This window comes from Phenylobacterium sp., assembly GCF_031360265.1.
Lineage (GTDB): Bacteria > Pseudomonadota > Alphaproteobacteria > Caulobacterales > Caulobacteraceae > Phenylobacterium.
The window spans coordinates 1-26,377 of record NZ_JANMBF010000181.1 but is presented as its reverse complement, the minus strand read 5'-3'; the positions used below and the strand labels follow the sequence as shown (position 1 = coordinate 26,377).

Here is a 26,377-nt window from a genome sequence, read left to right as displayed (position 1 = left end):
TGTGGCTTAGCGCTGCAGGGCGAGGAGTGAGTCCCACATCTGGTCGGCGACCCTGATCACGGCGACGTTGGCCTTGAATGCCTGTTTCGCTTCAATCTGCGCGACAGCTTCGCTGGCGTAGTCGACCTCGCCCGCGCCGCCCATGTTGGCGACGCGGCTGGCCGAGTCGGCGAGGCGCTGGGTGGCGGCCATCATGCCGTAACGGGCGGTGGAAATCGGGTCCATGTCAGGCACCCTGCGCCGGCGTCGGTTAAGCCATCGCCAGCTTTCATGGTGAACCGTGCTTAGGAAACCGTGCCCTCTTTGGCGCGCCGTCCAGGGCGCGTAAGATCGCGGGACAGAAGGAGACCGCGTATGAAGCCTTCGATCCTCATCCTCGCGACCGGCGTCAGCCTTGCCGCCGCGGTCGTCGCGGCCCAGCCGCTCAGGGAGAACCCGCCCGCCAGCACGGTGATCTGCCTGGACGTCGCCGGCCGTAGCTTGCCGGCTACCTGCAAGGTCCCCGCCAGCCGCCTCGACAGGCGCGAGGACATCTGCCTTTGCGCGGGCGACGGTGAACGCGTGACCACGCCGATCTGTGCGGCCGGCGTCCGTCCGCCGGCGGAGAGCGCCGCCTATGAGCGGGCGCGGCGCAAGGCGGTGGTTCATGGCTCGCTGCTGGCGGCGACGTGGCAGGGCCAGTCGATGTGCGTGGCCCCGCGCGATCCGGTGATAGGGCGTTAGAGCGTCCGGCTACTGGCCAAGCGCGCCGTAGACCAGCTTCTGGAACACGGGCAGGGCCGCACGGCCCCCCAGACCTCGGCGACTGGCCAGATTTGCGACCGCCTCGGGACCGAGCGGCATGGAATCTTGGATCAGGTAGATCGCCACCATGTCCTGCGCCGGGTCGGCCTGCCACCAGGTTCCGAACGCGCCCGGCCAGCCGAACGCCCCGGTCGAACCCGCGCCCATCCAGGCGTGGGCGTCGGCGTCCATGATGACCGAAAGGCCCAGGCCGAACCCCTGGCTCATCCAGAAGGGCATGCCCATGAACGGCACGGCGCGCTGCGCCTCGGTCAGCCGGTTGCCGGCCATCATCTCGACCGTCTCGGCCTTCACCAGCCGCACGCCATCGACCTCGCCCTTGCCCAGCAGCATGCGGGCGAATTTCAGGTAGTCATCGGCGGTGGAGATCAGGCCGCCGCCCCCCGCCTCGAACCCGGGCTGGCGCGTTTCCCGCGGGAACGAGACATCTTCAAGCTGTTCGGTCTCCGGGTTCATCCGATAGAGCTTCGCCAGGCGGCCGGCGCGTTCCGGCGGGGCCCAGAAATCCGTGTCGACCATGCCGAGGGGGCCGAAGATGCGGTCCTTGAGCACCTGGCCCAGGGGCTTGCCTTCGATGCGGGCGACCAGGAACCCCAGGACTTCGGTGGCGTGGCTATAGTGAAAGCGTTCCCCGGGCGGATAGGACAAGGGCAGGCCGCCCAGCGCCTTCAACCAACTGTCCGGCGTCATCGGCGTGCCCAGCGGCGGCCCCAGGCGATCCTCGTGCGCCTGAGCGATGGGTCCGACGGACGTGAACGCATAGGCCAACCCCGCGCGGTGGGTCAGCAGGTCCTCGACGGTGATGTCGCGGGCCGCGGGGTAGGTGTCGTCGATCGGCCCTGCGGCGTCCTTCAGCACCTGCATGTCGGCGAATTCGGGCAGCCACTTGGTGATCGGATCGTCAAGCCTGAGCTTGTCGTCCTCCAGCAGCATAAGGGCGGCGATGGAGGTCACCGGCTTGGTCATCGAGGCGATGCGGAACAGCGTGTCGCGGGTCATCGGCGCGTCCGCCGCCATATCGCGCAGGCCGACGGTGTTGACCTGGACCACCTCGCCCCTGCGCCAGATCAGCGTGACGAAGCCGGAAAGGTCGCCAGCCTCCACCACCGCCCGCAAAGCCGGGGCCACCTGCTCCAGCCCCGCTGCGATGAACTCGCCAGATGCCTGATCGCCGTCCATGCGCCTGCTCCCCCTTGCCCGCATCGGGGCGCGCCGGTTACCGGCGTTTATCCAACCATAGCGCGGCGCCGAAGCGCGGGCGTCAAGCGCGTCCATAGGGTGGGCGACGTTCGCATCCTCCGACGCCAGGGGCCGGGCGCGCCCGGATGGGAGTCTACGCAAGGCACAGGAAGGCCGACGCGGAGGCTCGGCCTCGCGGCTCTCCGGTCTGTCCGCGCAACAAGGTGGAGTTCGCCGCGCGGCTCCGCCAGGCCGGTGTCGACGTGGAGGCGCGGCACTATCCGGCCCTCGATCATGGGCGCATGGTTCTGGCGCTGTCGCGGATGTTCCGTGACCGCGCGCCGATGCCGGCGCAGATGACGGGCTTCCTGCAAAGGTACGCGGGATAGGAGCACGACCCATGCCCACGCGCCGCGCCGCCGGCCTCATGGCCCTCTCCGTGCTCTACGCCTGCGCGCCGGCTGCGCCCAACGGCGTCGACCCGGACCGGCTGGACGCCGCGGTGGGCCAGGCCATCGGCGATCCGGCGTCCTGTCTGCTGATCGCCGAGGCGCCCAGCGGGCGGGTGGTTTACCGCTACAATACTCACACCGCCTGCGCGCGCGCCCTGCCGGCCTGCGACGCCCCCGGGACCCGGACCCTGGACGGGCTGCTCGAGGCCACAGCCCGCGACGGCCAGCCGCGCGCGCTCAGCTGCAGCACGACCGCCGACGCCTCGCGCGGCGTCGGCTGGGCGTCCGGAGCGATCGCCGCAAAGAGCGGCGGCAAGCGCTTGGTCTATGCCGCCATGATGGAGGGCGACCGGGCCCTTCCCGGCCGGATGATGTCCGAGCGGCTGGCGACGGCGTTCAGGCGCGCGGGACTTTAGCGGACCAGTTCGTAGACGCCGTTCACCTCGATGCGCACTTTCAGCTCACCCGGCGAGACGGGCGTGTCGGCCTTCTCCATCCGCGCCATGGCCATCATCGGCTGGGGCTGGGGCGCCTCATAGCCGCCGGTCTCGCCCAGTGAGACCAGGCGCGAGACCCGGTAGCCCGTGGCCCGCGCATAGAGGTCCGCCTTGGCCTGCAGGGCGCGCACGGCCGCTTCCCGCGCGGCGGTCTCGGCGGCGCCTGGATTGCTCAGCGCGAAGGAAATGCCGTTCACCTGGTTGGCGCCGGCCGAGACCGTGGCGTCCACCGCCAATCCCAGCCGGGTCAGGTCATGCACCGTCACCGTCACCTGATTGGCCGCCTGATAGCCCGTCAGACGCGGCGTCTGACCCTGATCGTAGGCGTATTGGGCGTTCAGGGTGATCCGCGCGGTCTGGATGTCTCGCGGCGCGATGCCTGCCGCTTTCAGCGCCGTCATGGCCTGGGCCATCTGCCGGGCGTTGGCCGCCATGGCCTCAGCCGCGGTGCGCGAGGTGGTGGCGACACCCAGCCCGATGATCGCCATGTCGGGCGCGGCCAGCACCTCCCCGGTGGCGTTGAGGCTTAGCGTGGTGGCGCGGAACACCGCCTCGACGCCGGCCGCCGACTGGGCGAGCGCTGCGGACACGGGGGCGGCGGTCAGGATCAGGGCGAGCGCCGCGGCGCGCGGGAAGGTCGTCATCTCAGTCTCCATCGGAACCGCACGGGCTCGTAACCACATGCCTGGCAGGTCGTACATGAACGCAAGCTTTAAGCCTCATCCCACGCGTGCTACCCGCCACCCACGCATCGCTGCTGGGGCCTGTAGCTCAATGGTTAGAGCCGGCCGCTCATAACGGTCTGGTTGCAGGTTCGAGTCCTGCCGGGCCCACCAGCGAGCGTCCGTGGCTATTCGTCGGGGTCTGAGCGTGTTTGGGCTTGAGAATGTGATCGTCGCCGGCGCGGCGATCAGCCGGTTGTTCGGACGCCTGGAGAACTTCATCAATGGAGAGCTTCGGGGCCGGGTCACGGACCTTCGGTTGGGCAACGTCATTTGCACCCGCCGCCTGATGGCGGACAACAAGGGTGTCTGCCCGGCCAGGCTATTGCCGCGCCAACCCAGCCAGCTCTATGAGGCTATCCTGGAAGGCATGCTGCTGTTTCTGCTCGCGAGGCTGGTCAGCCCCCGCTCGGGATGGCTATCAAGACGGGGCGCCGTCGCAGGCCTCTTCCTCGTCGTCTACGGGAGCTTCCGGATCTTGCTGGAAACCGCGCGCAATCCCGATCTGGCAATTCGGTCCCTTCCGCATGGCCTGACGACGGGCATAGTCCTGTCGGGGTCTCTTCTGGCCTTCGGCCTTGCGCTCCGGCGGCAGGTCTTCCGACCGGAGCAGCGTTAGGATGTCCGAGGCGACCCCACCTCGGTCAACGCTTCCGCGCCGGCCATTGGCCTGGCTGCGTCGGCGCCTACGCTCCAGCGAAATCTGGTTCATCGCCCTGGCGGTGGTCGTCGGGGCCGCAGCTGGGCTGCTTTCGGTGTTTCAAGACCTCATCGCCCATCGACTTCAGTCCCACCTCTACGGGTTCGCCATCGATGATCGCCTGAGCGCCTTGCCAAGGATTTCGCCCATCGCCCTTCTGTGGCTACCTGCCGGCGGGCTGGTCCTGGGCGGGCTTACTTGGGTCATGGCCAAATGGCGGCCGCTACAGCTCATCGACGTGGTCGAAGCCAATGCGCTCTACGGCGGCGTACTCTCATTTCGCGACAGCTTCGTGGTCTGCGTTCAAACCCTGATCTCCAACGGCTTCGGGGCCTCCGTCGGACTCGAAGCCGCCTACGCCCAGGGTGGGGGCGCGATCGCCTCCGGACTCGGCCAGCGCCTGAAACTGCGGCGACAGGACCTTCGCACTCTCGTCGGCGCAGGCTCGGGAGCCGCGATCGGCGCCGCGTTCGGCGCGCCGCTCACGGGGGCGTTCTACGCCTTCGAAATCGTGATCGGCTCCTATGCGCCATCCATGATCGCCCCGGTCGCTGCGGCCGCCCTGGCCAGTGTGCTGGTCGCTCGCCTGATGGGGGCGGCGCCGTACTCGATCCAGATCGTGGTCTTCGAAGCCCCCAGGGCGTTCGACTACCTGCTTTATGCGGGTCTCGGAGTCGTCTGCGCCGTCGTCGGCATCGCCATCATGCGACTGGTCGGGACGGCTGAGCGGCTGGTTCGGCTGACCCCGATTCCAACCTGGATGCGCCCCGCCGTCGGCGGCGGCCTTCTTGCGGGTCTCGCCTACCTGTCACCCCAGACTCTGTCCTCCGGTCACGGCGCGCTGCACGCCGACCTGGCGACCAGCCTTGGCCTGGGCGCGCTCGCCGCAATTCTCCTCCTGAAAACCGGCGCCTCCGTCATCTCGCTCGGCTTCGGCTTTCGGGGCGGGCTGTTCTTCGCGTCGCTCTTCCTCGGGTCGCTGGTCGGGCAAATCTACGCCCGACTTGTCGAGATCACGGGACTGCCACTGCTGCTGCAGCCTGAGAACGCCGCCCTGGTTGGCATGGGCGCCTTGGCTGTCGCCATCGTCGGCGGTCCCCTGACGATGTCATTCCTGGTCCTCGAGACCACGCGCGACTTCGGGGTCTCGGCCGCCACGCTGGCAGCGTCGCTGATTGCCAGCACCGTTGTGCGGGAGCGGTTTGGCTATTCCTTCTCGACGTGGCGCCTTCACCTTCGTGGCGAGACGATCCGCAGCGCCCGCGATGTCGGTTGGATCCGAACCTTGACGGCGGGCCGAATGATGCGCGCCGACACCGCGACGATTGCGGCCTCGGCGACGTTGGCCGAGTTTCGGCGGCGCTTCCCTCTGGGATCGACGAGCCGCGTGATCTTACTCGACGACGCGCAGCGCTACGCGGGCATCGTGGTGACCTCAAGCGCCTATCTGGAAGGCCCCGGCGACGACAGCCCCGTCAGCACACTGGCCACCGGCGCCGACGTCGTCCTGAGCGCCGACATGAACATCGAGCAGGTGATGCAGACCTTTGACCGCACAGAGACTGAGGAACTGGCCGTCACCGATGACTCCGGCCAGGTGCTTGGCCTGTTGGCTGAGGTCTATGTCGCACGTCGCTACGCCAAGGAACTCGAGAAGGTCCAGCAGGGCCTTTTCGGCGAAGGATGAGCGGCGGGAACATCGCCCCTCCGCCGTAACCCAGACCCTCTCGCAGCTGACCTGACTCAAGCCAGCGGGGATAGAACAGGGTCGTCGGGCTTGCTCAGGGGCGCTCCCCGACTGTGGCCGGCAACGCAACATCGGCGGTTTCTCGCCGCTGTCGGAGAGCGAGGTAGCCGGCCAGGGATACGATCGCCAGCAGGAAGAGCAGGCTGGTCCAGGTCGTCCCCAGACCAAGTCCCCCCAACTTGGCAGGCTGGGACAGAAGGTCTCCCGTCGAGGCGCCGAGCGGCCTGGTCAGGATGTAGGCGATCCAGAAGGCCAGCACGGCGTTGATCTTGAAGACATAGTATGCGCCCGCCACGGCGGCGATGAGCGCCAGGAAGAGGACGACGGAGTAGGCGTAGCCCAGCCCGAGCTTCTCGGCGATCAGGTCGCCGGCTGATGTCCCCAGGGAGAAGGTCAACAGGATGGCGGCCCAGTAGAAAATCTCGCGCCGGGTTGTGACAATCGTATGGACCGACAGGGTTCTTTCGCTCGCGTACCAGGTCACGAAGACGGCCGCCAATCCCGCACCGAAGATGACCGAGGTGACGATCAGGCTGACGCCCAGATTGTCGACCAGGTTGTCGGAAATCAGCGTCCCGACGACGCTGACAAGGACCACCACGACCCAATAGGCCATCGGCCAGTACCGCCTGGTCATCAACTGGACGGCCAACGCCAACAGCAACAGTGCGCCCATCACATAGGACGTGACGATCAAGCCCAGGTGCAGGGTGGTCGAGAGAAAGTCGGCCGCGGTCTCCCCGACCGTTGTGGCCATGGTCTTGATCAGCCAGAAGATGAGGGTAACCGCCGGAACCTTGTTCAACATGCGCACAGAAGGCTCTCCTTCCAGGGCATGTCGCCTCATGGCGAGGGTGATGGACCGGACATGCTTCAACCCGGCGAGGCCGCGTGGGTTCCATGATCGGAGGTCTGAGCCCGGCGTGGTCGGCGCCATCTCGCGGTCGCCCTGCAGCTCGGGATGCAACGGCCGGCAAGTGAGCGCGTTGGTAAACGGGCGCGGGCCCCAAGCATGAGGAAAGCCATGACTCTGACACTGCGACAGTCGCGCACCTGGTTAGCCACAGCGGCGAGTTTGGCTATGATCTCGGCGTGTAGCCCCCGAAGCGAGCCAGCCAAGGCCCCGGCCGTGGGGCCGACCGCCGGCGCGTCGGCGAGTGGCGCGGCGCCGGCGGCGACCATGAACCCCCATCTTGCGGCGGCCGAGCCGTTTGAAGCCCTGGCGGAACAGGCGTTCGATGCGACGCCTGCCGTTCTGGGCGATCTTCAAAGCCAGGCGGCCGCGAAGGTTTCAGTGGTTCGCGGCGCACTGACGCCCGTCGACGCCAAGCGGATTGACGCTACGATGGCCGACATTGGCGCGGCTGTCACACGAAGGGACCGGGCCGCAATTGCTCTGGCGTCCCTTGAAGCCTACCAGGTGTTGGTCAGCGGCCAGGATCCGCGCACGATCAAGGTGCCGATCGACGTCAGCCTTTTGGACTATGCCGGCTTCAAGTCCGCCGCGCTCCTCAAGGGAGGCGCGCCCAACTGGCCGGCGGTCGCCGCCGATGTCGCGTATGCGCGCGCGCATTGGACTCAGCTATCTGGCCAAGTCACGTCACCCAGCCTGAAGGCGGCGTTCGAGGAATCCCTCAAGGGCATGGAAGCGGGATCGGCGCAAAAGAACCTGCCCCTGGCCCAGCACGCCACGGCGACCGAACTTTCCCTGGTCGATCTCCTCGAGGAGTATTTCGACAGGCGCTAGCGTGGAACGCAGACGTGCTGCGATCCTCATCGTCGCGAGCGTGCCGATCAAGTCCACGCCGCCGGGGTTGATGGGCCGCCGGGGTTGCTGGCCGAATGAAGGTCTCGGGGCCTGAGGGCGTGGCGGCGCGCCGGCTCCTTTGGCCCAGGGTCGCGCCCGCCTGCCGAGCGTCGCCCCCGTCTCAATTTGCCCCCGAAACGCGCGGATGATCGTCGCGCCAATACGATCGGCTCCCGCGCTGAACAGGGATCCGGATAGACATCCATGAGGCCTCGCCGCCTTGAGACCTGGGTAAGATGCACCTGACGTTCGCCACCATTCTAGCGCTGCTCGCGGTCATCGGTTCCACCGCCCTGCACTACGAGGCCATTCGACGGATGGATCGCCTCGCGCGCAGGGCCCAACGCCCCTATCCGACCCTCCTCGTGGTGATCAGCGGCCTCGTCGCCCTGCACCTGGTGGAGATCGCCGTCTACGCGATCCTGTTCGCCCTCTCCGTCGGGCCGCTAGGTTTGGGCGCCTTTAGCGGCAATACGCCCCATTCCCCGATGGCCTACATCTATTATGCGGCCGAAGCTTACGCGTCGCTCGGGTACGGTGACGTCGTGCCGACCGGCGAGATACGTCTCATCACCGCCATCGCGCCGCTGAACGGCATCCTCCTGCTGACTTGGTCCGGATCGTTCCTGTTCTCACTGGTGGAAGACTGGCGAAGCCGCGCCCTATAGCGCTCCGCCAGACGCTCACGTCGCCCCGCATGAGGGTCGCAAGCCGCCTGCCGCGGTCGCGAGCGCCATCGAGGTCGATAGTGGGGCTCAGGCAAACCCGAGGCGCGCGAAGAGGGGGATCTTGCTGAGGTTCAAGGCCAGGCCGAATATCGACGCCGCGGCGAACGCGGCGACAACCGTGAGGAACGGAATCGGCGCCATCGCCATCCCGCCGACAGCCAGGGTCGAGGCGATGGCGATATCGACCAGGGATGACGCGGCTAACCAGAAGCTCGGGCGCGAGCCCCACAGCTGGCGCCGCTCGCGTATGGCGTAGATCGTCGCCTGTCCTCCGAATACGAGGGCGACAAAGGCCAACGTCTGCAGGGCGCCCTGGCCGAGGTTCATCGCGTACTTTCCCACCGCCAGGACACCGACACAGAAGGCCAACAGGCAGCCGCCAAAGGCGACCCCCGCAATCGTCAGCTCACCGATCCGCCAGACGTTGGGCATCGGTGACGGCCGGACATTGTCGGTGGTCAGCGACATGGACAGGAAGTCGCCGGTGATCATCACGATGACCATCAGAAGGGGATTGAGGATCGCGTGCCCGGTCATGATGAGGCCAGCGCCCAGGAAGAGCACCGTCACGAGCTTCTTGGTTATGGAGTTCAACGCGTAGGTCTGGATTCGCTGAAACGTCACCCGACCTTCCTTGACCGCGGCGACGATGCCGGCGAGTCCAGGCTCGGTCAGGACCATGCCGGCGGCCGACTTTGCGACATCGGTCGCCGTCGACACGGCGATCCCGAACTGCGCCTGGCGCAACGCGGGTGCGTCATTGGCGCCGTCTCCGCACATCCCGACGATGTGGCCGCCCCTCTGAAACGCCTCGACCAGCCGAAATTTATCCTCGGGCAAGACGCCCGCGAACACCGCGAAGGTCTCGGGTCGCACAGCCGGTGGAACCGGCCCGGGCGGACATATTGCACCGTCGAGCCCAACTGCGTGCGCCACGGTGGCCGCCGTCGTCGGCGCGTCGCCGGTGACCATCACCGTTCGCACCCCCAGCGCGGACAGTTCAGCGATGAGGGCTGCGGAATCCGTTCGGGGTGGATCGCTTAGCGCGACCAGACCCACCAGCCGCATGGCCGTCGGCGGCCCTGACGCGACGGCCAGCACCCGAAATCCCTGGGCCTCAAGCTCCTGGGCCGACGCCGCGGCGGTCGCCGATGGCGCCGCAATGGCGATGACCGCCGCGAACGCCCCCTTCACGACTCGTTGGGTCCCGCCGACCGGATCCTCGACCGTCGCTTCGGACATCTTGGTCGCCGGATCGAACGGGACGAACCTCACCACCTTCGAGGTCGCCGCCGCGCCTTTTCCGAGCGCCGCGGTGCGGATGGCCGCGTCGACCGGGTCCTGGCCGCCGTCCGAACTGGCCAGCGCCGCCAGGGCCAGGACCTGCGCCTCCGTGACTCCGGGCATCGGGCGGAGGATCGTCACGGTCAGTTCATTGCGGGTCAAGGTGCCGGTCTTGTCCGCGCATAACACATCCATTGTCGCGCCTTCATCCACCGCCGAAAGGCGGGTCGGCAGCACGCCCTGTTTGGCCAGGACCCGCGCGCCGAGCGCCGCGGCCAGGGTGAAGGTGGCCGGCAACGCCACCGGTATTGACGCCAGAATCCCGGTCAAGACGAGCGGGATGATTTCGCCGGGCGCCATCTTCAACAGGACGGCGTAGGCGACCAACCCCAGGAGGACCACGCCGTTGAACGCGGCGAGATTGCGCACGACCCGCAGAACCGCCTTCTGCTGCGAGCTGACGACATGGGCGGTGCGCACAAGCTCGGCGGTTCGGCCGAATTTCGTGCGCGCGCCGGTCGCCGTCACCTCCGCGGTCGCCTCGCCGCGACGAACCAGCGCCCCGGCGAAAGTCTGGACGCCGGCTCCCGCCTCGATCGGCGCCGACTCGCCGGTCAGCATCGATTGATCGAGAAGGACCTCCCCGGCCGTGAGGCGGACATCGGCTGGGACCACGCCGCCCAGCGCCAGCTTCACGACATCGCCGGGCGCCAGATCGACAGCCGGAACGGTCGTCCATGAACCGTCGCGCAGCACCGATGCGTTCAGCGCGAGCCGGGATTTGAGCGCGGCGAGGGTTGCCTGGGCGCGGCCTTCCTGGAGCAGACCAAGCCCCGCGTTGAACAGCAGAAGCCCCGCGATGATGCCGGCCTCCATGACCTTGCCGAGCACCAGTTCGAGGAGGATCGCCGCCTCGAGCATCCAAGGAACCGGCGCCCAAAGCTTTTCGATCGCCGCCCGCAAGGGATTGACCGCCGTGTCGGGCGCCGCGTTGGGTCCAAATCTGGCCAATCGCCGGGCGACCTCATCGCTGGTGAGGCCGTGCGGCGGTTTCAAGTCGCCGGACCCCGCGGATTTGCTGGACGGGGAGGCGGCGCTGGATGGCATGGCGGTCATGGTCGTGGTCTTTCCCCTGCCGAGGCGTGTCGCCGGCGCACAGGCTGCGGCGCCCGTCAGAGGCCGCGTCCAGGCTATCCCCCCCGGGGACAAAAGCCTGTAGGGCTACCGCTCGGGGAGCACACTCTGGCAGGAGAATGTGTCGACAATCGAGACTGCTTCGACGCCCCCGGGACGCGGTCCCGATCCCATCCGCCTCGGCGGTTCGAGTCGCGCCGGGCGCATCGTCGAGGCTGTCCGACGCCGGGCGGGTCCCCGTGGCGCGCCAGTCTCATCGCAATGCGGGGTGGCATCATGGGCGCAGCTTGGTAGAGACCACCCGACGGGCCGGGCGCCGACATCAGTCCGGGTCGCAACGCGCGTGCGGGAGGGGGCTCCGATGGGACTGCAATGGCATTCCGGGACGCCGACGGTATTGCGCCTGATTGAGGAAAGAGGACATCAATGAAGACCCGCGCCGCTGTCGCGTTCGAAGCCAAGACGCCGCTGGAAATCGTGGAACTGGACCTTGAGGGGCCACGGGCCGGCGAGGTGCTGGTGGAGATCAAGGCCACGGGCATCTGCCATACCGACGCCTACACGCTGGACGGCCTGGATTCCGAGGGGCTGTTTCCCTCGGTGCTGGGCCACGAGGGCGCGGGCGTTGTGGTCGAGGTCGGCGCCGGCGTCACCAGCGTGAAACCTGGCGACCATGTGATCCCGCTCTACACGCCGGAATGCCGCCAGTGCAAAAGCTGCCTCAGCCGCAAGACCAACCTGTGCACCGCCATCCGGGCGACTCAAGGGCGGGGCCTGATGCCCGACGGGACCAGCCGGTTCTCCTACAAGGGCCAGACGGTGTTCCACTATATGGGCTGTTCGACCTTCTCGAACTTCACCGTGTTGCCGGAGATCGCGGTGGCGAAGATCCGCCCCGACGCCCCCTTCGACAAGGCCTGCTACATCGGCTGTGGCGTGACCACCGGCGTCGGCGCCGTGGTGAACACCGCCGGCGTCGAGCCAGGCGCCACGGTCGTGGTGTTCGGCCTGGGCGGCATCGGACTGAACGTGCTGCAGGGCGCGAAAATGGTCGGTGCGGGCATGATCGTCGGCGTCGATATCAACCCGGACCGCGAGGCCTGGGGACGCCGCTTCGGCATGACCCACTTCGTCAATCCCAAGACCCTGGGCGAAGACGTGGTGGCCCATCTGGTCCAACTGACCGACGGCGGCGCCGACTACACCTTCGACTGCACCGGCAACACCACGGTGATGCGCCAGGCGCTGGAGGCCTGCCATCGCGGTTGGGGCGAGAGCATCATCATCGGCGTCGCCGAGGCCGGCAAGGAGATCGCCACGCGGCCGTTCCAGCTGGTCACCGGCCGGGTCTGGAAAGGCACGGCGTTCGGCGGCGCGCGCGGCCGCACCGACGTGCCGAAAATCGTCGACTGGTACATGGACGGCAAGATCGAGATCGATCCGATGATCACCCACACCCTGCCGCTGGACCGGATCAACGAGGCTTTCGAGCTGATGCACGCCGGCACAAGCATTCGTAGCGTCGTGGTCTATTGAGCCTGGAAATCCTCTCCACAGCGAAGATGTTCGGTGGGATTCAGGGCGTCTATCGCCACGCCAGCGGCGAGACGAAGACCCCGATGACCTTCAGCGTCTTCACCCCGCCACAGGCGGAGCGGGAGCCTCGACCGGTGGTCTGGTACCTCTCGGGCCTGACCTGCACCCACGCCAATGTCACCGACAAGGGCCAGTTTCAGCGCGCCTGCGCCGAGCTGGGCCTGATCTTCGTGGCGCCCGACACCAGTCCGCGTGGCGAGGGCGCGCCGGACGATCCGGCCTATGACTTCGGTCAGGGCGCGGGTTTCTACGTTGACGCCACGCAGACGCCCTGGGCCGAGAACTTCCGGATGGAAAGCTATGTCACGACCGAGCTGCCGAGGGTCGTGGCGTCAAACTTTCCCGTCGACATGGATCGCCAGGCGCTGATGGGCCACTCCATGGGCGGTCACGGCGCGCTGACGCTGGGACTCAAGAACCCCGGACGATGGCGGAGCATTTCGGCCTTCGCGCCAATCTGCGCGCCGATCCGCTGCGCGTGGGGGGAGAAGGCCTTGGCAAGCTACCTCGGGCCGGATCGCCGGACCTGGCGGCCCTACGACGCCACGGCGCTGATCGAGGACGGCGCGCGACTGCCCGAGCTGCTCATCGACCAGGGCGAGGCGGACAATTTCCTCCAGACGCAGTTGCAACCGCAACTGCTCGAGGCCGCCTGCCGCGACGCCGGCCTCCCGCTGACCCTGCGCCTGCGGCCGGGCTATGATCACAGCTACGCCTTCATCGCCAGCTTCATGGAAGATCACCTGCGCTGGCACGCCGGGCGCCTGGCGTCCGAAGACGGCCGACGGGGCTAACGCCGTCCAGTTTTCCGGGGGCAAATCATCGGGACGCTGGCCCGCGCCGCCTCGCCCGCGGTCACCTTGGCGCCTGGGCTAAGCGACGCGGCACAGGTCAGCAGCGCCGCCACCAGGCGGGACGTAATAAGGGGCGGTCCGGTCGGGATCTTGCCGAGTGTGTCAGGGCGCCTTGAACAACGCAGCGGCGCTGGGGATCTGCCTGGCCAGGGCGTCGCGTATGCGGTGCGACTGGGCGATGCGCGCGGCCTTGTCGTCGCCGTCGCGGTAGCGGTAGACGGTGCCCAACACGCCGATGTCGCGGCCGGCCTCGTCATGCAGGACCATCGCCACCTCGAACATCGTGCCGTTCTCATTCATCTCAGGCTTGTCCTGGCGGGTGGAGATGATCGCCAGGTCGTCGGCGTCGGCAAGCTTGCCGATCCGGCCGATATTGGAAGCCAGGATGATGTTGTCCTTCTCGCCCGGCTTGGTGACGCCGGGCTTGGTGACGTGCATGGCCAGGACCCGCAGGCCCGGATTGGCCTTTAGCGTCTTCTCCACCAGGGCCTGGGCCACGGTGTGCTCGCTGTAGGCCCTGTCGTAGGGATAGGGGTCAAAGGCGTTCTTGGCGCTGAGCAGCCGCCGGCCGATCTCGTCCTGGATGTCGATGGCGGCCTTCTGATAGGGCGTGACGTCCTGGTCCTGGCGATAGGGGAAGACGAGGCCAAGCGCGCCGATCGTCTCGCCCGCGGCGTTCTTGAGCTCCTCCTCGATCTCGATCCGGTCGCCCGTGGAGTTGACCTCCAGGTTTGTGCGGCCGGTCTCGTAGACTCGGCGGTCGTCGGCGTCGCCGGGCTTGCCCCATCTCCCGATGGTCGAGCCGAGGATGACGTTCTTCTTGCCATCCGGGGAATTCACATGCGCGACGGCCAGCACCAGGTTCGGATGGCGTTCAAACGTCACGTCGATGAGGTGTTGCATATATGTGTCGGCATGGGTGACCCCGTCGAAGCTGTCCGGCTCCATCAGGTTGGGCAGGTTGCTGATCCGGCGCGCGAGCCGATCTCGGAGGGCGACGGCCTTGGCCATCAGCGCCGCGTCCTTGTCGCCGGGCGCGGCGGCAAGCACCACCTTCAACGTTCCCACCTTGCGGCGCGAGGCGTCGAACTGGGGCAGTTCCACCGTCGCCCGTCCGGCCGATCGGCTTAAGCCGGTGACGCCTGGGTGATCGGCCGGTGCGCCGGCGGGGCGGAGCGTCGAGGCCAGGACCCTGGCGGACCTGTCACTGGGACGCACACCTTCGATCTCAAGGCCAATCACCCAATTGCGTTCGGCCTTGAGGCCGTTGAGCAGGTGCTGTCCATAGGTCGTGTCGCCCGCCTTCAGGGTCGGAACCTCGTCCGCGCGCACGCCGCCGGCCGCGGAAACCGACGCCAGCAGGAAGATCAGGGCCAGGCGCTTCATTGCAGGTTTCCTCTTGGTGTTTTTCCAGGGTCAAGGCGCGGGAACAGACTGGGGGCTGACGGCAGGCTGAAGACGACCCGAACCTGGGTCCAGGCGACCTCAGCCCGCGCGCCGGGATCGCCGATCAGAACCGGGTGTCGAGCGTCACATAGAACAGCCGGCCAATCGGCGAATAGGTCGCTACGTCCGCCCGGTTGTCGGTGAAGGCGTTGGGAGCGTAGGGCGCCATGCGATTGGCGATGTTGTTGACACCCACCGTAACCTTCGGACCTTTCAGCAGCCCTTCGACGTCGCCGAAATGGTAGGACATCTGGGCGTCCAGTGACGTGTAGGACTTCACGCTGAGCGCCTTGGCCGTACCGTTGGCGAACGTGAAGCCGCCGGCCCCCTGGTCCTTCACGCTGTCGCCGTAGGTTCCGCCGATCACGGCCTCCCAGGGTCCTTTCGTCCAGTCCACGGTGGCGTAGAGACGCACCTTTGGCTGGGTGCCGCCGGCTTGCGGGCTGTTGCTGGCGATCCCGGCGAATTCGTAGAACGGCTGCGAGGGCAGGGCCTGGTACTTGTAGGAGGCAAGGTAGGCGCCCACGAGATCAAGCGTGAACGTGCCCAGGGTCTGTGTCGGGATCACATAGTCGGCGCTGAAATCGATGCTCGACAGCTTGATGCCGCCCAGGTTCCGGAACTGGTCGATGGCGTAGAGATTGAGGTTGTTCACGCCCGGCGCGGCGTTGAGGTAGGCCAGAAGGTCGCCGGGATTGGCGAAGGCGACCGCGCCCGGGAGTCCGGGGAAGTTGTTCTTCGCGACATTTGCCGAGAAGATGGAGGCCGCCCCCAGCCGATTGACGTCCACCAGAATGTTGTTGAAGCCGATCCCGCCGGCGATGTTCTTCAGGCGGACGTTTGTGTACTGCACATTGAGCGTCAGCCCGGGGACAAGGTCCGGCTTGTAGACAGCGCTCAGGGAAATGCTGTCGGATTTGGCGGGCGCGAGGCTGGGGTTGTTGCCGTCTTCGGCGTTGAACGGACTTGAAGGCTGTCCCGGGAAGGCGTTCAGGATGATCGCCCCGCCGGCCTGGCGGGTGGCGGTGGGGCCGTATTCCGCATAGAGCGAGGGGGCCGTGAACGAGCGGGAGACCGTGCCGCGGATCGTCAATTGGCGGTCAACCGGCTGCCAGCGGAACCCGAGCTTGGGCACGGTGCTGGAGCCGGCGTCGCTGTAGTTTTCGTAGCGCACCGCGCCGATCAGGTCCAAGGCGCTGAAGCCTGGCACATGCATGTCGTCGGAGGTTATCGGGACGCGCATTTCGGCGAAGGCCGAGCTGATCGTGCGCGACTTGTCGAAGGCATCGAAGAACTGGCCGCCGATCCAGCGTTGCGCGGTGGGTCCGGTGTTGCGACCGTTCATGTCCGCTGAGGCCGCCAGGGATTCCCTGCGCCAGGCGCCGCCAAGCGCCAGGCCGACATCGCCGGCGGGAACTTTGAACAGCTCCGTGGTCACCTTCGCATCGACGGTATCGAGCGTGCTTTTTCCGGTGATTACCTCCGTGCCCAGGATGTTCGCGAGAGAGGCCGGGTCGCGGCCGCCCCTGGCGAAGGGATCCAGCGCCGGCGTGACAATCAGCGGCGCATTGGTGTCGAAGTTGCTGAAAACCTTGCTGAAGCGGCCGCCCGCCAAGGCGTTGCCGCTGGCGTCGAAACCGCCGGCGATGGCCAGGGGCAGGTTGGGCCCATAGATCACATTGCGCTGAAGCTGTTCCAGCTTGTCCTGGCTGTGGGTGAAGGCGGTCTCCCAGCGCCACCGATGCGCCATAGCCTCCAGATCGCCGCGCAAGCCCAGGGTGATGCGGAACTTGTCGGTGGTGTTCCGATACTGCTTGGGCGCCTGTGGCACGCCGAACTGCACGCCGCTGAGCGTGCTGGTGGTCGGGTTGAAGGGCGCCCCCGCCGCGACGGTCACGCCGGCGATACGGGGCAGGAATTGCGTGAAGCTCTCGCCGTGAGCGTATTCGGCATCGCCGAACGCCTCGATCCTGCCGGCGTCGTCCAGCTTGAGGGTGAAGTCACCGGTGAGGGCGCTGTTCTTCTGGCCCAGCAGCAGGGTTTGGAACTGCGAGAGCGGATAGGTCTGGCCAATCGCCGCCGCGTTGGAGGCGGTATAGACGCCCGGCGTCAGCGCCGCGAGACTGGGCGCGGTGGCTGCGATCCCGGTCGGCACGGACTGGCTGGGCGAATCGAAGCCGGGGTTCAGGAGGAATGTGCCGACGGCGCCCGGCACGGCCGTGCTGCTGAGGATGAATGGGTTCGTGAAGCTGCGGTCCTTTTGATAGAGCGGATCGGTCTGGTTGTAGGATCCGCTCAGCATCACATCGAGACGCTCGCCGAAGCTGTGACCGGCGGTGAAATAGGCCGATTTTTCCGTATAGCCACCCTGCGCGCCGGCGTAGCGACCGCCGACCTCCAGGCCGTTGAAATCATGCTTCAGGATGAAGTTCACGACGCCGCCGACAGCGTCGGAACCGTAGATCGCCGAGGCGCCGTCCTGCAGCACCTCGACTCGCGCGATGGCGCTGGGGGGAATCTGATTGACGTCGACGAAGATCTTGCCGCCGACGCCGGCGATGGCGCTCACGGCCGCGCGCCGGCCGTTGATCAGCACCAGGGTGTCCAGGTCGCGCAGGCGGGCTTGCGAGCCGCCGGCGGTGTTCTGATTGGTGTTGTTGGCATTGCTGCTGCCGGCGTTGCCGCGCCCCTCGAACGCGGGCAGCGACTTGCGCAGGATCTCCAGGGCGTTGGAATCGACACCTGATTTGGCGATCTTTTCGGCGCTGACGGTGCTCACCGGCACCGCCACGGCGTCGAGCGTCGTCGGCAGGGCCGAGCCAGTGACGATGACCTCATCGACCTCCGTCGCCTTGGTCGCGCTGCGCGTCTGAGCGAACGTGGCGTGGGCAAGACCAAGGGTCATCCCCGTTGCGAGCAGGACGGTCTTGAAATGCGCGCCGGACCGAATGTGCATGATATCCTCCCTAGTCGTTGTTTTTGTTATCTAAGACGGTTGTCAGGATACGAGACCGACCGTCTTGACGGCACTGTCGGATAGGCGTTGAGCGCGGCGATGCATGGCGCGCGATCCGCCGGTGGCGGGCAGGCTGCTGTTGGCATGTCGCAAGCTCCAGGCGTCCGGTCGCGAGGCGCGAAAGCCTCGTCAGCCAGCCGCGTTTCCACCCGTGGTCTCGGGACAGCCCCGAAACTCTTTTTTATTGACGCCAGGTTCAGCGCACAACGTGACGCGAGACTGAATTTCCCCTGAATTCTCGTTCAGGGGGAATTCAGTCTCGCGTCAGGCGTCGCGGGGAACATTCGCCAAGCGCGCAAGAAGACTATTCCGGGAGGACCACATGCGATCGTTCAAGACTGCCTTCGCCGCTGCCTTCGTGGGCATGCTGGTCATTGCCAGCCCCCTTGTGGCGGCCAGCCAGACCGCGCCCGCCAAGAATTGGAAGGCGCCGGCGACCCCCATCTACGCGCAGAAACTCTCCGATGCCGTGATGGCCAAACACCCGGAACTTCTCAGCCTGACCTTCCACGGCGTCCCGCCCGGCCAGGAAAAAACCTACACGATGTTCGCTGGATCCTATCCAGAGCGCATCGGCAATGCCGATGACCCTGACGACATCGACGTCAGCGTCAAGGGCATCACCATTGTCGATCCGCGCTGGCATCGCGCCAAGGATACGGCCAAGAAGTTCGTCGTTCTGCTGCCGCTGCGCGACGCCCAGGGCGAGAACATCGGTCTGCTGGTGCCCGCCTTCAGGAATGACGCGGCCTGGGGCAAGGGCAAGGGAGAGCGCGAGTTCTTCCTCATGGCCCTCGACCTGCGCGACTCGCTTGAGCGGCAGATCCCCAGCTACGCATCGCTGTTTGCCCCGGCGAAATGAGGCGCGGCAACCCGGGTGACGGGATTACGTCGACGGTTGCGATATCCCCTTAACCAGGCGTGCTCGGCCCTGGTCCCAGCGACTGTGGAGATTATTGCAACTGTCGCCGCAATCCAACAACCCGGCAAACTGAAAGGGTCCCGCCCTGCGGCGGAGTCCCTCCAGATTTCTCGCGGTGTCGGTTCCCCGTTACCGGTTCGACCAGACGCCGGTGCGGGGGGTGGATTGGTTGCCGCCGCCGCGTTGCGGGCCCTTGAAGGCCGGTCGGGCGGCGGGCTTGGCCTCACCCGAGCGCGCGGGCGCGCCCTCGTGGCGATGGCCGCCGCCCCCACCGCCGCCGTGATTGCGGTTGCGCTTGGGCGCATGGTTGCCGCGGCCGCCGCCGGGCTGGCCGCGGGTGTCGGCGCGGTCGGGCTTGACGCCCTGCGGCTCGGGCATGGCCGCGGTGGCCGCGCCCAGGTGTTTGTCGTTCCGACGGTCGAAGGACGGGATGGTCTGGCGGGTGACCTTCTGAATGTCGCGCAGCAGGGTGCGTTCGTCGTCGGCGCAGAACGCCACGGCTGAGCCATCCGCGCCGGCCCGCGCCGTCCGGCCGATCCGGTGCACATAGCTTTCCGGCACGTTGGGCAGCTCGTACTGGACCACGTGGCTGACCGCGTCGATATCGATGCCGCGGGCGGCGATGTCGGTGGCCACCAGGGCGCGGACCTTGCCGGCCTTGAAGTCGGCGAGCGCGCGCTCGCGCTGGCCCTGGCTCTTGTCGCCGTGGATCGAGGCGGCGTCGACGCCCACCTGCTCCAGGCTGCGCGCCACGCGGTCGGCGCCGCGCTTGGTGCGGGTGAACACGATGACCCGCTTGAACTGGGCGTCGTCGAACAGTTCGGCCAGCAGGGCGCGCTTGCGGGACTGTTCGACGAACAGCACGCGCTGGTTGACCTTTTCCACCGTGGTGGCCTGCGGGGCGACGGAGACGCGCAACGGGTCGGTGAGCAGCTCGGACGCCAGCTTGCCGATCTCGGTGGGCATGGTGGCCGAGAAGAACAGGTTCTGACGCACCTTCGGAATGTGCGCCACGATCCGGCGGATCGGCAGCACGAAGCCCAGGTCGAGCATCTGGTCGGCCTCGTCGAGGACGAAGATCTCCACGCCACGCAAGGTGATGGTCTTTTCCTGCAGGTGGTCGAGCAGCCGGCCGGGGGTGGCCACCAGGACGTCGACGCCGTTGGCCATGGCCTTGTGCTGGGCGCCGTACTTCACGCCGCCGAAGATCACCGCGACAGTGACGCCCATGTGGCGGCCATAGGTCTTGAAGCTCTCGCCGATTTGCGTCGCGAGCTCGCGGGTCGGGGAAAGGACCAGGACGCGGGCGCCCTTGCGTTCCGGCTGGCGCTTCTCGGCGGCCAGGCGGTGGAGGATCGGCAGGGCGAAGGCGGCGGTCTTGCCGGTGCCGGTCTGGGCGATGCCCTGCAGGTCGCGGCCGGCCATGACGCCGGGGATCGCCTGGGCCTGGATCGGGGTGGGGATGGTGTAGCCTTCGCCGGCCAGCGCCTTCAAGAGGGGCGCGGCGAGGCCGAAATCGGTGAATTGAGTCAAAAAAGAACTCTCAGATATGCGCCGAACGCGCCAGCTCGAGTCCATCGAGGGCGCGCGGGTCGCGGGTCTTTGGGGAAGCGCCCCGCGTGATGGGCGATCTATGGGTCTTACGGCGCTCGACAGGCTGGACCTCGAAGAGAGATCCCACGCGGCTGGAGCGCCGATAGCGTCATAGTCTCGTGACGCGCCCCGCACATCGGGGTTGGGGGCCGCAAAGTCAACCCACGCGCTCGGAATTGGCCGGTGCTGTTGCCTTTCGGACTCATCCGGGGAATGCAGCAACTATGAGCCAGAAAACCCTGCTGCTGGTCGCCGCTGCGGCCCTGGTGGACGCCGACGGCCGCGTGCTGATCTGCCAGCGGCCAGAGGGCAAGGCGCTGGCGGGCCTGTGGGAATTTCCGGGCGGCAAGGTCGAATCCGGTGAGACGCCCGAGGCTTGCCTGATCCGCGAACTGGACGAGGAACTGGGCATCGCGGTGACCCACGCCTGCCTGGCGCCCTTCGTCTTCGCCAGCCACAGTTACGAGGGCTTTCACCTGCTGATGCCGCTCTACCTGATCCGCCGCTGGGAGGGGCAGGTTACGGCGCGCGAGCACGCGGCGCTGGCCTGGGTGACGCCCGGCCGGATGGGCGACTACCCCATGCCGCCCGCCGACGCCCCGCTGGTGGCCTGGCTGCGCGACGTGCTGTGACCGCCGGATCAGCGCTTGCGGCGCAGCCGCAGGGAGACGCCGTTCGCCGGGCGTGCGGGCCGGATGCTCAACGCTTCGTGGCGGAGAGGGGCTCCAGACGTCAGCGACGACCCAGCTCTGTCCCGGCCGGTTTGAGACAAGTCAGCCGGGACAGGGTCTCGCAGGGGCTCAGGCGTGGTGGCGGACGGCGAGCTGGACGATCCGAACCAGCAGCAACCCGCCGGCGATGACCAGGTAGCCGCGCAGCGCCAGCATCCAGAGCTTCGAGGCCTCGGACAGGCGGGCGGGCGGCAGCCTGTCCAGCGCCGGCATCCGCCAGTCCGCCCGGCCGGCGACATCGATCACTCCGCGCCGCCGCGCGCGGCGCGCACCGCTGGCGCCCAGCCAGGTTGCGGCCGCCAACGCGCCGCCAGCCAGGAACACCTCCCCGATGAACGCGGCGGTGATGTTTGGATAGAACACCGACACCGTCAGGATCACCGACAGCATGACCAGAATCGCGATCACCGCTCCGGTGAACAGGTTCAGCCACGGACCGTTCCGCCAGGGACCCAGCACAGCCTTGTCGTTGCAGAGCAGCAGCAGAAACACCGTGGCGCTGGGCAGCAACACCCCCGCCAGGGTCTGCACCGCGTTGGTGAGCAGGCCCAGGGGCGTCCCGGGGATCAGCACCAGCGCCGCGGCGAGCGCGATCAGTCCACCATAGATCAGGAAGAAGCCCCAACCTTCACTGGGCCTGCGGTGCAGTGAGTGGTTGATCTTGAAGACGTCGCCAATGGCGTAGGCGGTGGAGAGTGAGACGGCGCCGGCGCCGATCACCGAGGCGTCAATCAGGGCGATGGCGAACAGCGTCCCGGCCAGCCTTCCGCCCGAGTGTTCAAGACCCGCGGCCACGGCGCGGGCGTCGGTGAAGTGGCCAGCCCCGGCCTGACCCGAGAAGGCCGCGGCGGTGAAGGCCATCATCGCCGCGGCGCCGGCCACCACGAACACGATCCCGATCGCCAAGTCGATCTTTTCATAGGCCATGAACCGTGGGGTGATGCGCTTGTCGATCACATAGCTCTGCTGAAAAAACAGCTGCCAGGGTGCGATCGTCGTGCCGACGATGGCGATGACCAGCAACATCACCTCGCTGACCTTGCTTCCCTTGGGCAGGCCCGGGACCAGGAAGTCGTGCGCCATCTGCGAGACCGGTGGGTGAATCATCAGGAAGACGGGAACCAGCGCCAGGCTGCCCGCCACCAGCACCATCATGAACCGCTCGAAACGGCGAAAACTGCCCGTGGAGGCCGCGGCGATCGTGACGGCGGCGGCGGCGATCACGCCCCAGACCTTGGGCAGGCCCAGGTAGTCCAGGCCGAGGGTCACGCCGATAAACTCGGTGACAATGGTCAGGGCGTTGAGCAGGAACAGGTCGATGATCGAGAAGGCCCCCCAGAATTTGCCGAACCGCTGGAAGATCAGGCGGGCGTGGCCGACCCCGGTCACCACACCCAGGCGCACCACCATCTCCTGGTTCACGTACAGCACGGGGACCAGCAACAGCAGCGTCCACAAGAGGCCCGTGCCGTAGTTCTGGCCGGCCTGGGTATAGGTGCCGAAGGCGCCGGCGTCGTTGTCGCCGACCATGACGATCAGGCCTGGCCCGACGATGGCGGCCAGCGTCATCAGCCGGCGCCGCCAGCCCAGGCCCGGCGCGTGGCCATGCTCGGGGATTGAGCCGAAAGCGCCCTTGATGTCGCCGCGATGCGCGGTGTCGAGGTGCGCCCCGGGCGGCGCGCCGGCGGTGGTTTCGAGAACGGACATGGCGCAACTCCTGCGCGAAAGGTCGGAAGGGATCGACGGATAGGTCGGCCCGCGAGCTCAGCCGGACGGTTCGACGCAGCTGATCCGCCAGATGCGGGCAAGCCGCCCCGCGCTATCGACCCGCCAGGACACCACCGGGGCCGCGCTTGGACCGGGCGCGGGCGTGTTTGTCGCCAGGCGCGTGGCGGCGCCTGCGTTCAGGGTCATACGGCGGGGATTGAAGATGGCCATCTTCGCCTCCTCCTGCTCAAGCGGGTTGCTCAGGCCTGGGGGAGGCGACAGTCGCGGGGATCAGGCTGGAGCCTGGATTCCTGCGACGGTCACGAACGCCCGGGCGACGAACCGGCCAGCCGCGGATTGAACAACCGACGCCAGGCGTCGCGTCTCACCCACGGTGGTCGGGTTGCTAGATCGCGGGTTCATGATGATCCGTTGGTCCGATTGATCCCGACGACGCTCGCGCGTCGCCACGCCAAGTGAGGCGGTTGTCCCTTCCCACCCGGCGCAACGCGGCATATAGCCTAGGGGACTATAGTTTCAAGGACTATTTGACGACATGAGCCACATCGCCAGGGAAAAGGCCAAACTGCTCAATCGGCTGCGTCGGCTGCGCGGCCAGGTCGAGGCTATCGAGCGGGCTGTGGAGAGCGATGAGGCCTGCGTCAGGATCCTGCAACAGGCGACCTCATGTCGTGGCGCCCTGGAAGGGTTCATCGGCGAGGTCATCGAAGATCACATCCGAGAGCACATGGTCGATCCTGCCGCTCCGGCCGATCACCCGCACCGGCAGGCGGCCGAGGAACTGGTCGAAATCATCCATGCCTATCTGACCTAAGCCCGGAACGAACAGGGTCGTTGCCGGTATCTGGAGCCCTTCATCTCCACGAAGGGTTGAGCCGACCTGGATCGGAAGGGCTCCGCGCGCTGCAACCGGGCCGCACCCAGACGCGGCGTTTCCCGGGATCCGTCGGTAGCCGGCCTAGGGTTTGGTCGCGGGGTCCTTGCCGCCGAAGGCGTCCTTCACCTCGTCCTCGGTGATCCGGGCCGAGGGGTCGCCCTTCTGGTTCAGGTTCTGCTCTTCGGTTCCGTCGCCCATCATGCCGGGGTGCTTTTCAACGGGCTTGGCGATTGGGTCGGTCATGGGGAACTCTCCTGCTGCGGTCCCCGGGCTAACGGACGCCGCGCGGCGACGTTCCGGCGACTACCGGCGATAGCTCGCCCGGGTCACCGTCATCTGCCGCGCGCCCGTCGCGTGGGTCGCGTCCACCACGCACTGCCCGGGATCCATCATGGCGTGCTGCCCCAGGCAGTAGATGTCCTCATAGTGAGGGCCGGCGCTGGCCAGGCACTGGTAGAGGTTGAGCTTGGCGAGCCTGAGGCACGAGCCCGAGCGCGGCTCGCTCATCAGGCTGCGCGCCTTGCCGTCCTCGCCCAGCACCGTCAAGGCTGCAAGCGCCACCCCGTGCGCAACCACCGCGCTTGCCGCGCCGCCGCGCCGCGCACCCTGCGATAACGACGTCCGCAGTTCGCCGGCATCCTCGCGGCTTGGCTGGTAGCCCGCCGCGGAGATGCGCTTGACCCGGCTGAGCCGTCCCGCGGCGTCCGCAACCCTGGCCCTGGCCCAGACCTGACGCTGCACGGAATAGGCTGCGTGCTTGACCCGTTCGCCGTCGGTGAGGAGGGCGGAGCCCTGCACGTAGAGCGCGCCCGAGGCCCGCGCGCCCGCCGCTTCGCCGCCTGGGAGCGTCAGGGCGGTCCTTGGGTCGGCGGCCAACTGGCGCGCGAGGCCGCCCCGGTCGCGCTCGGCGCGGACCGCCGCCACGAAGCGCGGCTCCTGCAAGGCCGCCAACGCCGCATAGGCGATCATGCCGCTTTCCAGCTCGTTCGGCGTGTGACCGGCGCCGGTCTGAAGGGCCTCGGCGACGTCCGACGGGCTGGAAAAGCCCGGGTCGATACCACGCGCATGGCGCATGAAGCTCTCGAAGGCGCTGGCCTGGATGGCGAGGCCGCGATCCGGGGGCGCGAAGCCACGGGCGGGCGGGGGCGAAGCGTAGGTCCGGGGCGGGTCGGGCGCAGTGGCGCAACCGGCCAGGCTGACGGCGGCCATGGCCACGGCAAATGCCTTGAAACTGATCGCCACTCTTGACCCCCGATGTCAGGAGCCCCCCGAAACGCCACCCTGGGTCAGTCCTTTGGCGCCGTCGCCGTGGCCAGTTGTCGCGACCCAGAGCCCTTCCCGTTCAGGTTGGCTCAACCTAAGCGGAGGAGAAGGGCTCCAGATATGACGACGACCCTGTTCTCTCCCCGCTGACTTGAGCCAAGTCAGCGGGGAGAAGGTCTAAGCTTTCTCGGCCGCTACCGAGCTTGGCCGTTCGCCGTGCCCAGCGCATCGGCCAGCCGCATCTTCGCCGACCCGGGCCGAAGCGGCTGGGGCTGGCTGGCGTGCGGGGCCCAGCCGGTCAGCGTGATGATCTCGAAGGTCGCGGTGATCCGCCCGTCTGGCCCGGCGAACCGCTCGGCATAGATCTCGCTGGAGCGGGCCAGCAGCACGCGGGTGAGCGGGCGGGGATGACGATCGGCCAGCACATTGGTCTCGCCCATCTGGCGCAGGTCTGCGAGCAGCTTCAGCGGATGGTCGTAGCTGACGCTGACCCGGTCCACGTCGGCGACCGGCAGGGTCAAGCCAGCGCGCTGCAGCAGACCGGCGGCGTCGCGGCTGTCGGCAAAGGGCGAGACGCGGCTGCCGGCCCCGCCGAGGATCTCGCTCTCCGCGTCGGTCAGCGCCTGGCGCAGCTCGGTCAGGGTCGAGCCGCCGAGCAGGGCGCCCAGGAACAGGCCGTCCGGCTTCAGGGCCTGGCGGATCTGGATCAGGGCGCCGACCACGTCGTTGGTCCAGTGCAGGCCGAGTGTCGAGACCACCAGGTCGAGGCTTTCGGCTGCGAACGGCAGACGTTCTTCGTCCAGGGCCAGGCGCGCTCCGGCCCGGCCGCCCAGCATGGCGGGCGACAGGTCCGCCTCGATCAGCAGGCCGACGCGCGCGGCGGCGGGGCTTGCCTTCAGGGCCTCGCGCAAGGCCCCGGTGCGCGCAGAGAGGTCGACGGCCACCGGGAAGTCCCGCACTATCCCTTCGAGGCGCTCGACGAGGTCGAGGGCGGCGCGGCGGTGCAGGAAGTCGGCGGTGGCGAACCCGCTCGCGGCGCGGTCCAGACGCTTGCGATGCAGGGCGCGGTCGAACAGGTGAGGCGGGCCGGAGGCGGGGAGGCCAGATGAAGGAAGACGGGACATGAGCGTCGAAGATGGCCTCTTCCGGACCCTATTGAAACCGGGGCCGCGCATCCGAGCGGCCTGGCATGGGACGCTGGACATGATCTTTCCGCCACAGGCCATCGACGGCGGCGCGGCATTGGCCGGGGGACTGTCGGCGGCGGCCTGGAGTCGCATCCGGTTCCTCGACGGCC

At 67.5% G+C, this 26,377-nt stretch carries 24 protein-coding genes and 1 tRNA gene; 13 read left to right on the top strand and 12 right to left on the bottom strand.

Going from position 1 to position 26,377, the window contains the following annotated elements; all coding sequences use genetic code 11:
- Positions 1-6: 6 nt before the first annotated feature.
- Complete coding sequence (locus tag RMN86_RS16700; RefSeq protein ID WP_309606989.1) at positions 7-225, bottom strand: flagellar basal body rod C-terminal domain-containing protein; 219 nt, start codon at positions 223-225, stop codon at positions 7-9.
- Between the two features lie 129 nt (positions 226-354).
- Between RMN86_RS16700 and RMN86_RS16695 the strand changes: the two genes are divergently transcribed.
- On the top strand, positions 355-723 hold the full coding sequence (locus RMN86_RS16695; protein WP_309606988.1) for a hypothetical protein: 369 nt from the start codon (positions 355-357) through the stop codon (positions 721-723).
- 9 nt (positions 724-732) lie between these two features.
- Here RMN86_RS16695 and RMN86_RS16690 read toward each other — a convergent pair whose 3' ends face one another.
- Positions 733-1,983, bottom strand: a complete 1,251-nt coding sequence (locus RMN86_RS16690; RefSeq protein ID WP_309606987.1) for a serine hydrolase domain-containing protein — start codon at positions 1,981-1,983, stop codon at positions 733-735.
- Positions 1,984-2,129: 146 nt separating this feature from the next.
- On the opposite strand from RMN86_RS16690, the gene RMN86_RS16685 reads away from it, so the two are divergent.
- The gene (locus tag RMN86_RS16685) at positions 2,130-2,372 is read left to right on the top strand and encodes a hypothetical protein (RefSeq protein ID WP_309606986.1); all 243 of its coding nucleotides are present in this window, start codon (positions 2,130-2,132) and stop codon (positions 2,370-2,372) included.
- Between the two features lie 11 nt (positions 2,373-2,383).
- Positions 2,384-2,851 carry a hypothetical protein gene (locus RMN86_RS16680; protein ID WP_309606985.1) on the top strand — a complete coding sequence of 156 codons (468 nt, stop codon included), beginning with the start codon at positions 2,384-2,386 and terminating at the stop codon, positions 2,849-2,851.
- Here the strand turns inward: RMN86_RS16680 and RMN86_RS16675 are convergent.
- The gene (locus tag RMN86_RS16675) at positions 2,848-3,576 is read right to left on the bottom strand and encodes an SIMPL domain-containing protein (RefSeq protein ID WP_309606984.1); all 729 of its coding nucleotides are present in this window, start codon (positions 3,574-3,576) and stop codon (positions 2,848-2,850) included. The genes RMN86_RS16680 and RMN86_RS16675 overlap by 4 nt on opposite strands.
- 116 nt (positions 3,577-3,692) lie before the next feature.
- Between RMN86_RS16675 and RMN86_RS16670 the strand changes: the two genes are divergently transcribed.
- The 3 genes from RMN86_RS16670 to RMN86_RS16660 all read left to right on the top strand — a co-directional run bounded on the left by RMN86_RS16670 (position 3,693) and on the right by RMN86_RS16660 (position 6,041).
- Positions 3,693-3,768 (top strand) — tRNA-Ile (locus RMN86_RS16670).
- Positions 3,769-3,820: 52 nt separating this feature from the next.
- A complete protein-coding gene (locus RMN86_RS16665; RefSeq protein WP_405041357.1) occupies positions 3,821-4,273 on the top strand; it encodes a prolipoprotein diacylglyceryl transferase family protein in 453 nt (150 codons plus the stop codon).
- A gap of 1 nt (position 4,274) precedes the next feature.
- Entirely contained in the window at positions 4,275-6,041 is a 1,767-nt protein-coding gene (locus RMN86_RS16660; protein WP_309606982.1) for a chloride channel protein, read from the top strand.
- A gap of 94 nt (positions 6,042-6,135) precedes the next feature.
- Here the strand turns inward: RMN86_RS16660 and RMN86_RS16655 are convergent, their stop codons facing one another.
- Positions 6,136-7,038, bottom strand: coding sequence for a hypothetical protein (locus RMN86_RS16655; RefSeq protein WP_309606981.1), 903 nt, complete (start codon positions 7,036-7,038; stop codon positions 6,136-6,138).
- 192 nt (positions 7,039-7,230) lie between these two features.
- Between RMN86_RS16655 and RMN86_RS16650 the strand changes: the two genes are divergently transcribed.
- Both RMN86_RS16650 and RMN86_RS16645 read left to right on the top strand, forming a co-directional pair.
- Positions 7,231-7,848: a hypothetical protein gene (locus RMN86_RS16650; RefSeq protein WP_309606980.1), complete on the top strand. Its 618-nt coding sequence runs from the start codon at positions 7,231-7,233 to the stop codon at positions 7,846-7,848.
- A gap of 296 nt (positions 7,849-8,144) precedes the next feature.
- On the top strand, positions 8,145-8,576 hold the full coding sequence (locus RMN86_RS16645) for an ion channel (protein ID WP_309606979.1): 432 nt from the start codon (positions 8,145-8,147) through the stop codon (positions 8,574-8,576).
- 87 nt (positions 8,577-8,663) lie between these two features.
- Here the strand turns inward: RMN86_RS16645 and RMN86_RS16640 are convergent, their stop codons facing one another.
- Positions 8,664-11,036, bottom strand: coding sequence for an HAD-IC family P-type ATPase (locus RMN86_RS16640; protein ID WP_309606978.1), 2,373 nt, complete (start codon positions 11,034-11,036; stop codon positions 8,664-8,666).
- Positions 11,037-11,480: 444 nt separating this feature from the next.
- On the opposite strand from RMN86_RS16640, the gene RMN86_RS16635 reads away from it, so the two are divergent.
- On the top strand, positions 11,481-12,590 hold the full coding sequence (locus RMN86_RS16635) for an S-(hydroxymethyl)glutathione dehydrogenase/class III alcohol dehydrogenase (RefSeq protein ID WP_309606977.1): 1,110 nt from the start codon (positions 11,481-11,483) through the stop codon (positions 12,588-12,590).
- The gene (gene fghA / locus RMN86_RS16630) at positions 12,587-13,444 is read left to right on the top strand and encodes an S-formylglutathione hydrolase (RefSeq protein ID WP_309606976.1); all 858 of its coding nucleotides are present in this window, start codon (positions 12,587-12,589) and stop codon (positions 13,442-13,444) included. The genes RMN86_RS16635 and fghA overlap by 4 nt, the downstream gene beginning before the upstream one ends.
- A 162-nt stretch (positions 13,445-13,606) precedes the next feature.
- Here the strand turns inward: fghA and RMN86_RS16625 are convergent, their stop codons facing one another.
- Together RMN86_RS16625 and RMN86_RS16620 are read right to left on the bottom strand one after the other, a co-directional pair.
- The gene (locus RMN86_RS16625; RefSeq protein WP_309606975.1) at positions 13,607-14,890 is read right to left on the bottom strand and encodes a hypothetical protein; all 1,284 of its coding nucleotides are present in this window, start codon (positions 14,888-14,890) and stop codon (positions 13,607-13,609) included.
- Positions 14,891-15,014: 124 nt separating this feature from the next.
- Positions 15,015-17,906: a TonB-dependent receptor plug domain-containing protein gene (locus tag RMN86_RS16620; protein ID WP_309606974.1), complete on the bottom strand. Its 2,892-nt coding sequence runs from the start codon at positions 17,904-17,906 to the stop codon at positions 15,015-15,017.
- Between the two features lie 382 nt (positions 17,907-18,288).
- On the opposite strand from RMN86_RS16620, the gene RMN86_RS16615 reads away from it, so the two are divergent.
- Entirely contained in the window at positions 18,289-18,828 is a 540-nt protein-coding gene (locus RMN86_RS16615) for a hypothetical protein (protein WP_309606973.1), read from the top strand.
- 189 nt (positions 18,829-19,017) lie between these two features.
- On the opposite strand, the gene RMN86_RS16610 is transcribed toward RMN86_RS16615, so the two are convergent.
- Positions 19,018-20,421 carry a DEAD/DEAH box helicase gene (locus tag RMN86_RS16610; protein ID WP_309606972.1) on the bottom strand — a complete coding sequence of 468 codons (1,404 nt, stop codon included), beginning with the start codon at positions 20,419-20,421 and terminating at the stop codon, positions 19,018-19,020.
- A gap of 284 nt (positions 20,422-20,705) precedes the next feature.
- Here RMN86_RS16610 and RMN86_RS16605 point away from each other — a divergent pair, with 284 nt between their 5' ends.
- Entirely contained in the window at positions 20,706-21,113 is a 408-nt protein-coding gene (locus tag RMN86_RS16605; RefSeq protein ID WP_309606971.1) for a (deoxy)nucleoside triphosphate pyrophosphohydrolase, read from the top strand.
- A gap of 168 nt (positions 21,114-21,281) precedes the next feature.
- Here RMN86_RS16605 and RMN86_RS16600 read toward each other — a convergent pair whose 3' ends face one another.
- Positions 21,282-22,919 (bottom strand): divalent metal cation transporter, encoded by a 1,638-nt coding sequence (locus RMN86_RS16600; protein ID WP_309606970.1) that lies wholly within the window; start codon positions 22,917-22,919, stop codon positions 21,282-21,284.
- 556 nt (positions 22,920-23,475) lie between these two features.
- Here RMN86_RS16600 and RMN86_RS16595 point away from each other — a divergent pair.
- Positions 23,476-23,754 (top strand): metal/formaldehyde-sensitive transcriptional repressor, encoded by a 279-nt coding sequence (locus RMN86_RS16595; protein WP_309606969.1) that lies wholly within the window; start codon positions 23,476-23,478, stop codon positions 23,752-23,754.
- Positions 23,755-23,898: 144 nt separating this feature from the next.
- Here the strand turns inward: RMN86_RS16595 and RMN86_RS16590 are convergent, their stop codons facing one another.
- The 3 genes from RMN86_RS16590 to RMN86_RS16580 form a co-directional block, all read right to left on the bottom strand.
- Positions 23,899-24,060, bottom strand: a complete 162-nt coding sequence (locus RMN86_RS16590; RefSeq protein WP_309606968.1) for a hypothetical protein — start codon at positions 24,058-24,060, stop codon at positions 23,899-23,901.
- Positions 24,061-24,120: 60 nt separating this feature from the next.
- Entirely contained in the window at positions 24,121-25,059 is a 939-nt protein-coding gene (locus tag RMN86_RS16585; protein ID WP_309606967.1) for a hypothetical protein, read from the bottom strand.
- A gap of 215 nt (positions 25,060-25,274) precedes the next feature.
- Positions 25,275-26,204, bottom strand: a complete 930-nt coding sequence (locus RMN86_RS16580) for a methyltransferase domain-containing protein (RefSeq protein WP_309606966.1) — start codon at positions 26,202-26,204, stop codon at positions 25,275-25,277.
- Between the last annotated feature and the right edge of the window lie 173 nt (positions 26,205-26,377).

What these genes read in the sequence shown, in the direction of transcription:
- RMN86_RS16700 (WP_309606989.1), bottom strand. Translation starts at nt 225, where the DNA reads ATGGACCCGATTTCCACCGCCCGTTACGGCATGATGGCCGCCACCCAG.
- RMN86_RS16695 (WP_309606988.1), top strand. Translation starts at nt 355, where the DNA reads ATGAAGCCTTCGATCCTCATCCTCGCGACCGGCGTCAGCCTTGCCGCC.
- RMN86_RS16690 (WP_309606987.1), bottom strand. Translation starts at nt 1,983, where the DNA reads ATGGACGGCGATCAGGCATCTGGCGAGTTCATCGCAGCGGGGCTGGAG.
- RMN86_RS16685 (WP_309606986.1), top strand. Translation starts at nt 2,130, where the DNA reads ATGGGAGTCTACGCAAGGCACAGGAAGGCCGACGCGGAGGCTCGGCCT.
- RMN86_RS16680 (WP_309606985.1), top strand. Translation starts at nt 2,384, where the DNA reads ATGCCCACGCGCCGCGCCGCCGGCCTCATGGCCCTCTCCGTGCTCTAC.
- RMN86_RS16675 (WP_309606984.1), bottom strand. Translation starts at nt 3,576, where the DNA reads ATGACGACCTTCCCGCGCGCCGCGGCGCTCGCCCTGATCCTGACCGCC.
- RMN86_RS16660 (WP_309606982.1), top strand. Translation starts at nt 4,275, where the DNA reads ATGTCCGAGGCGACCCCACCTCGGTCAACGCTTCCGCGCCGGCCATTG.
- RMN86_RS16655 (WP_309606981.1), bottom strand. Translation starts at nt 7,038, where the DNA reads ATGGCGCCGACCACGCCGGGCTCAGACCTCCGATCATGGAACCCACGC.
- RMN86_RS16645 (WP_309606979.1), top strand. Translation starts at nt 8,145, where the DNA reads ATGCACCTGACGTTCGCCACCATTCTAGCGCTGCTCGCGGTCATCGGT.
- RMN86_RS16640 (WP_309606978.1), bottom strand. Translation starts at nt 11,036, where the DNA reads ATGACCGCCATGCCATCCAGCGCCGCCTCCCCGTCCAGCAAATCCGCG.
- RMN86_RS16635 (WP_309606977.1), top strand. Translation starts at nt 11,481, where the DNA reads ATGAAGACCCGCGCCGCTGTCGCGTTCGAAGCCAAGACGCCGCTGGAA.
- RMN86_RS16625 (WP_309606975.1), bottom strand. Translation starts at nt 14,890, where the DNA reads ATGAAGCGCCTGGCCCTGATCTTCCTGCTGGCGTCGGTTTCCGCGGCC.
- RMN86_RS16620 (WP_309606974.1), bottom strand. Translation starts at nt 17,906, where the DNA reads ATGCACATTCGGTCCGGCGCGCATTTCAAGACCGTCCTGCTCGCAACG.
- RMN86_RS16615 (WP_309606973.1), top strand. Translation starts at nt 18,289, where the DNA reads ATGCGATCGTTCAAGACTGCCTTCGCCGCTGCCTTCGTGGGCATGCTG.
- RMN86_RS16605 (WP_309606971.1), top strand. Translation starts at nt 20,706, where the DNA reads ATGAGCCAGAAAACCCTGCTGCTGGTCGCCGCTGCGGCCCTGGTGGAC.
- RMN86_RS16600 (WP_309606970.1), bottom strand. Translation starts at nt 22,919, where the DNA reads ATGTCCGTTCTCGAAACCACCGCCGGCGCGCCGCCCGGGGCGCACCTC.
- RMN86_RS16595 (WP_309606969.1), top strand. Translation starts at nt 23,476, where the DNA reads ATGAGCCACATCGCCAGGGAAAAGGCCAAACTGCTCAATCGGCTGCGT.
- RMN86_RS16590 (WP_309606968.1), bottom strand. Translation starts at nt 24,060, where the DNA reads ATGACCGACCCAATCGCCAAGCCCGTTGAAAAGCACCCCGGCATGATG.
- RMN86_RS16580 (WP_309606966.1), bottom strand. Translation starts at nt 26,204, where the DNA reads ATGTCCCGTCTTCCTTCATCTGGCCTCCCCGCCTCCGGCCCGCCTCAC.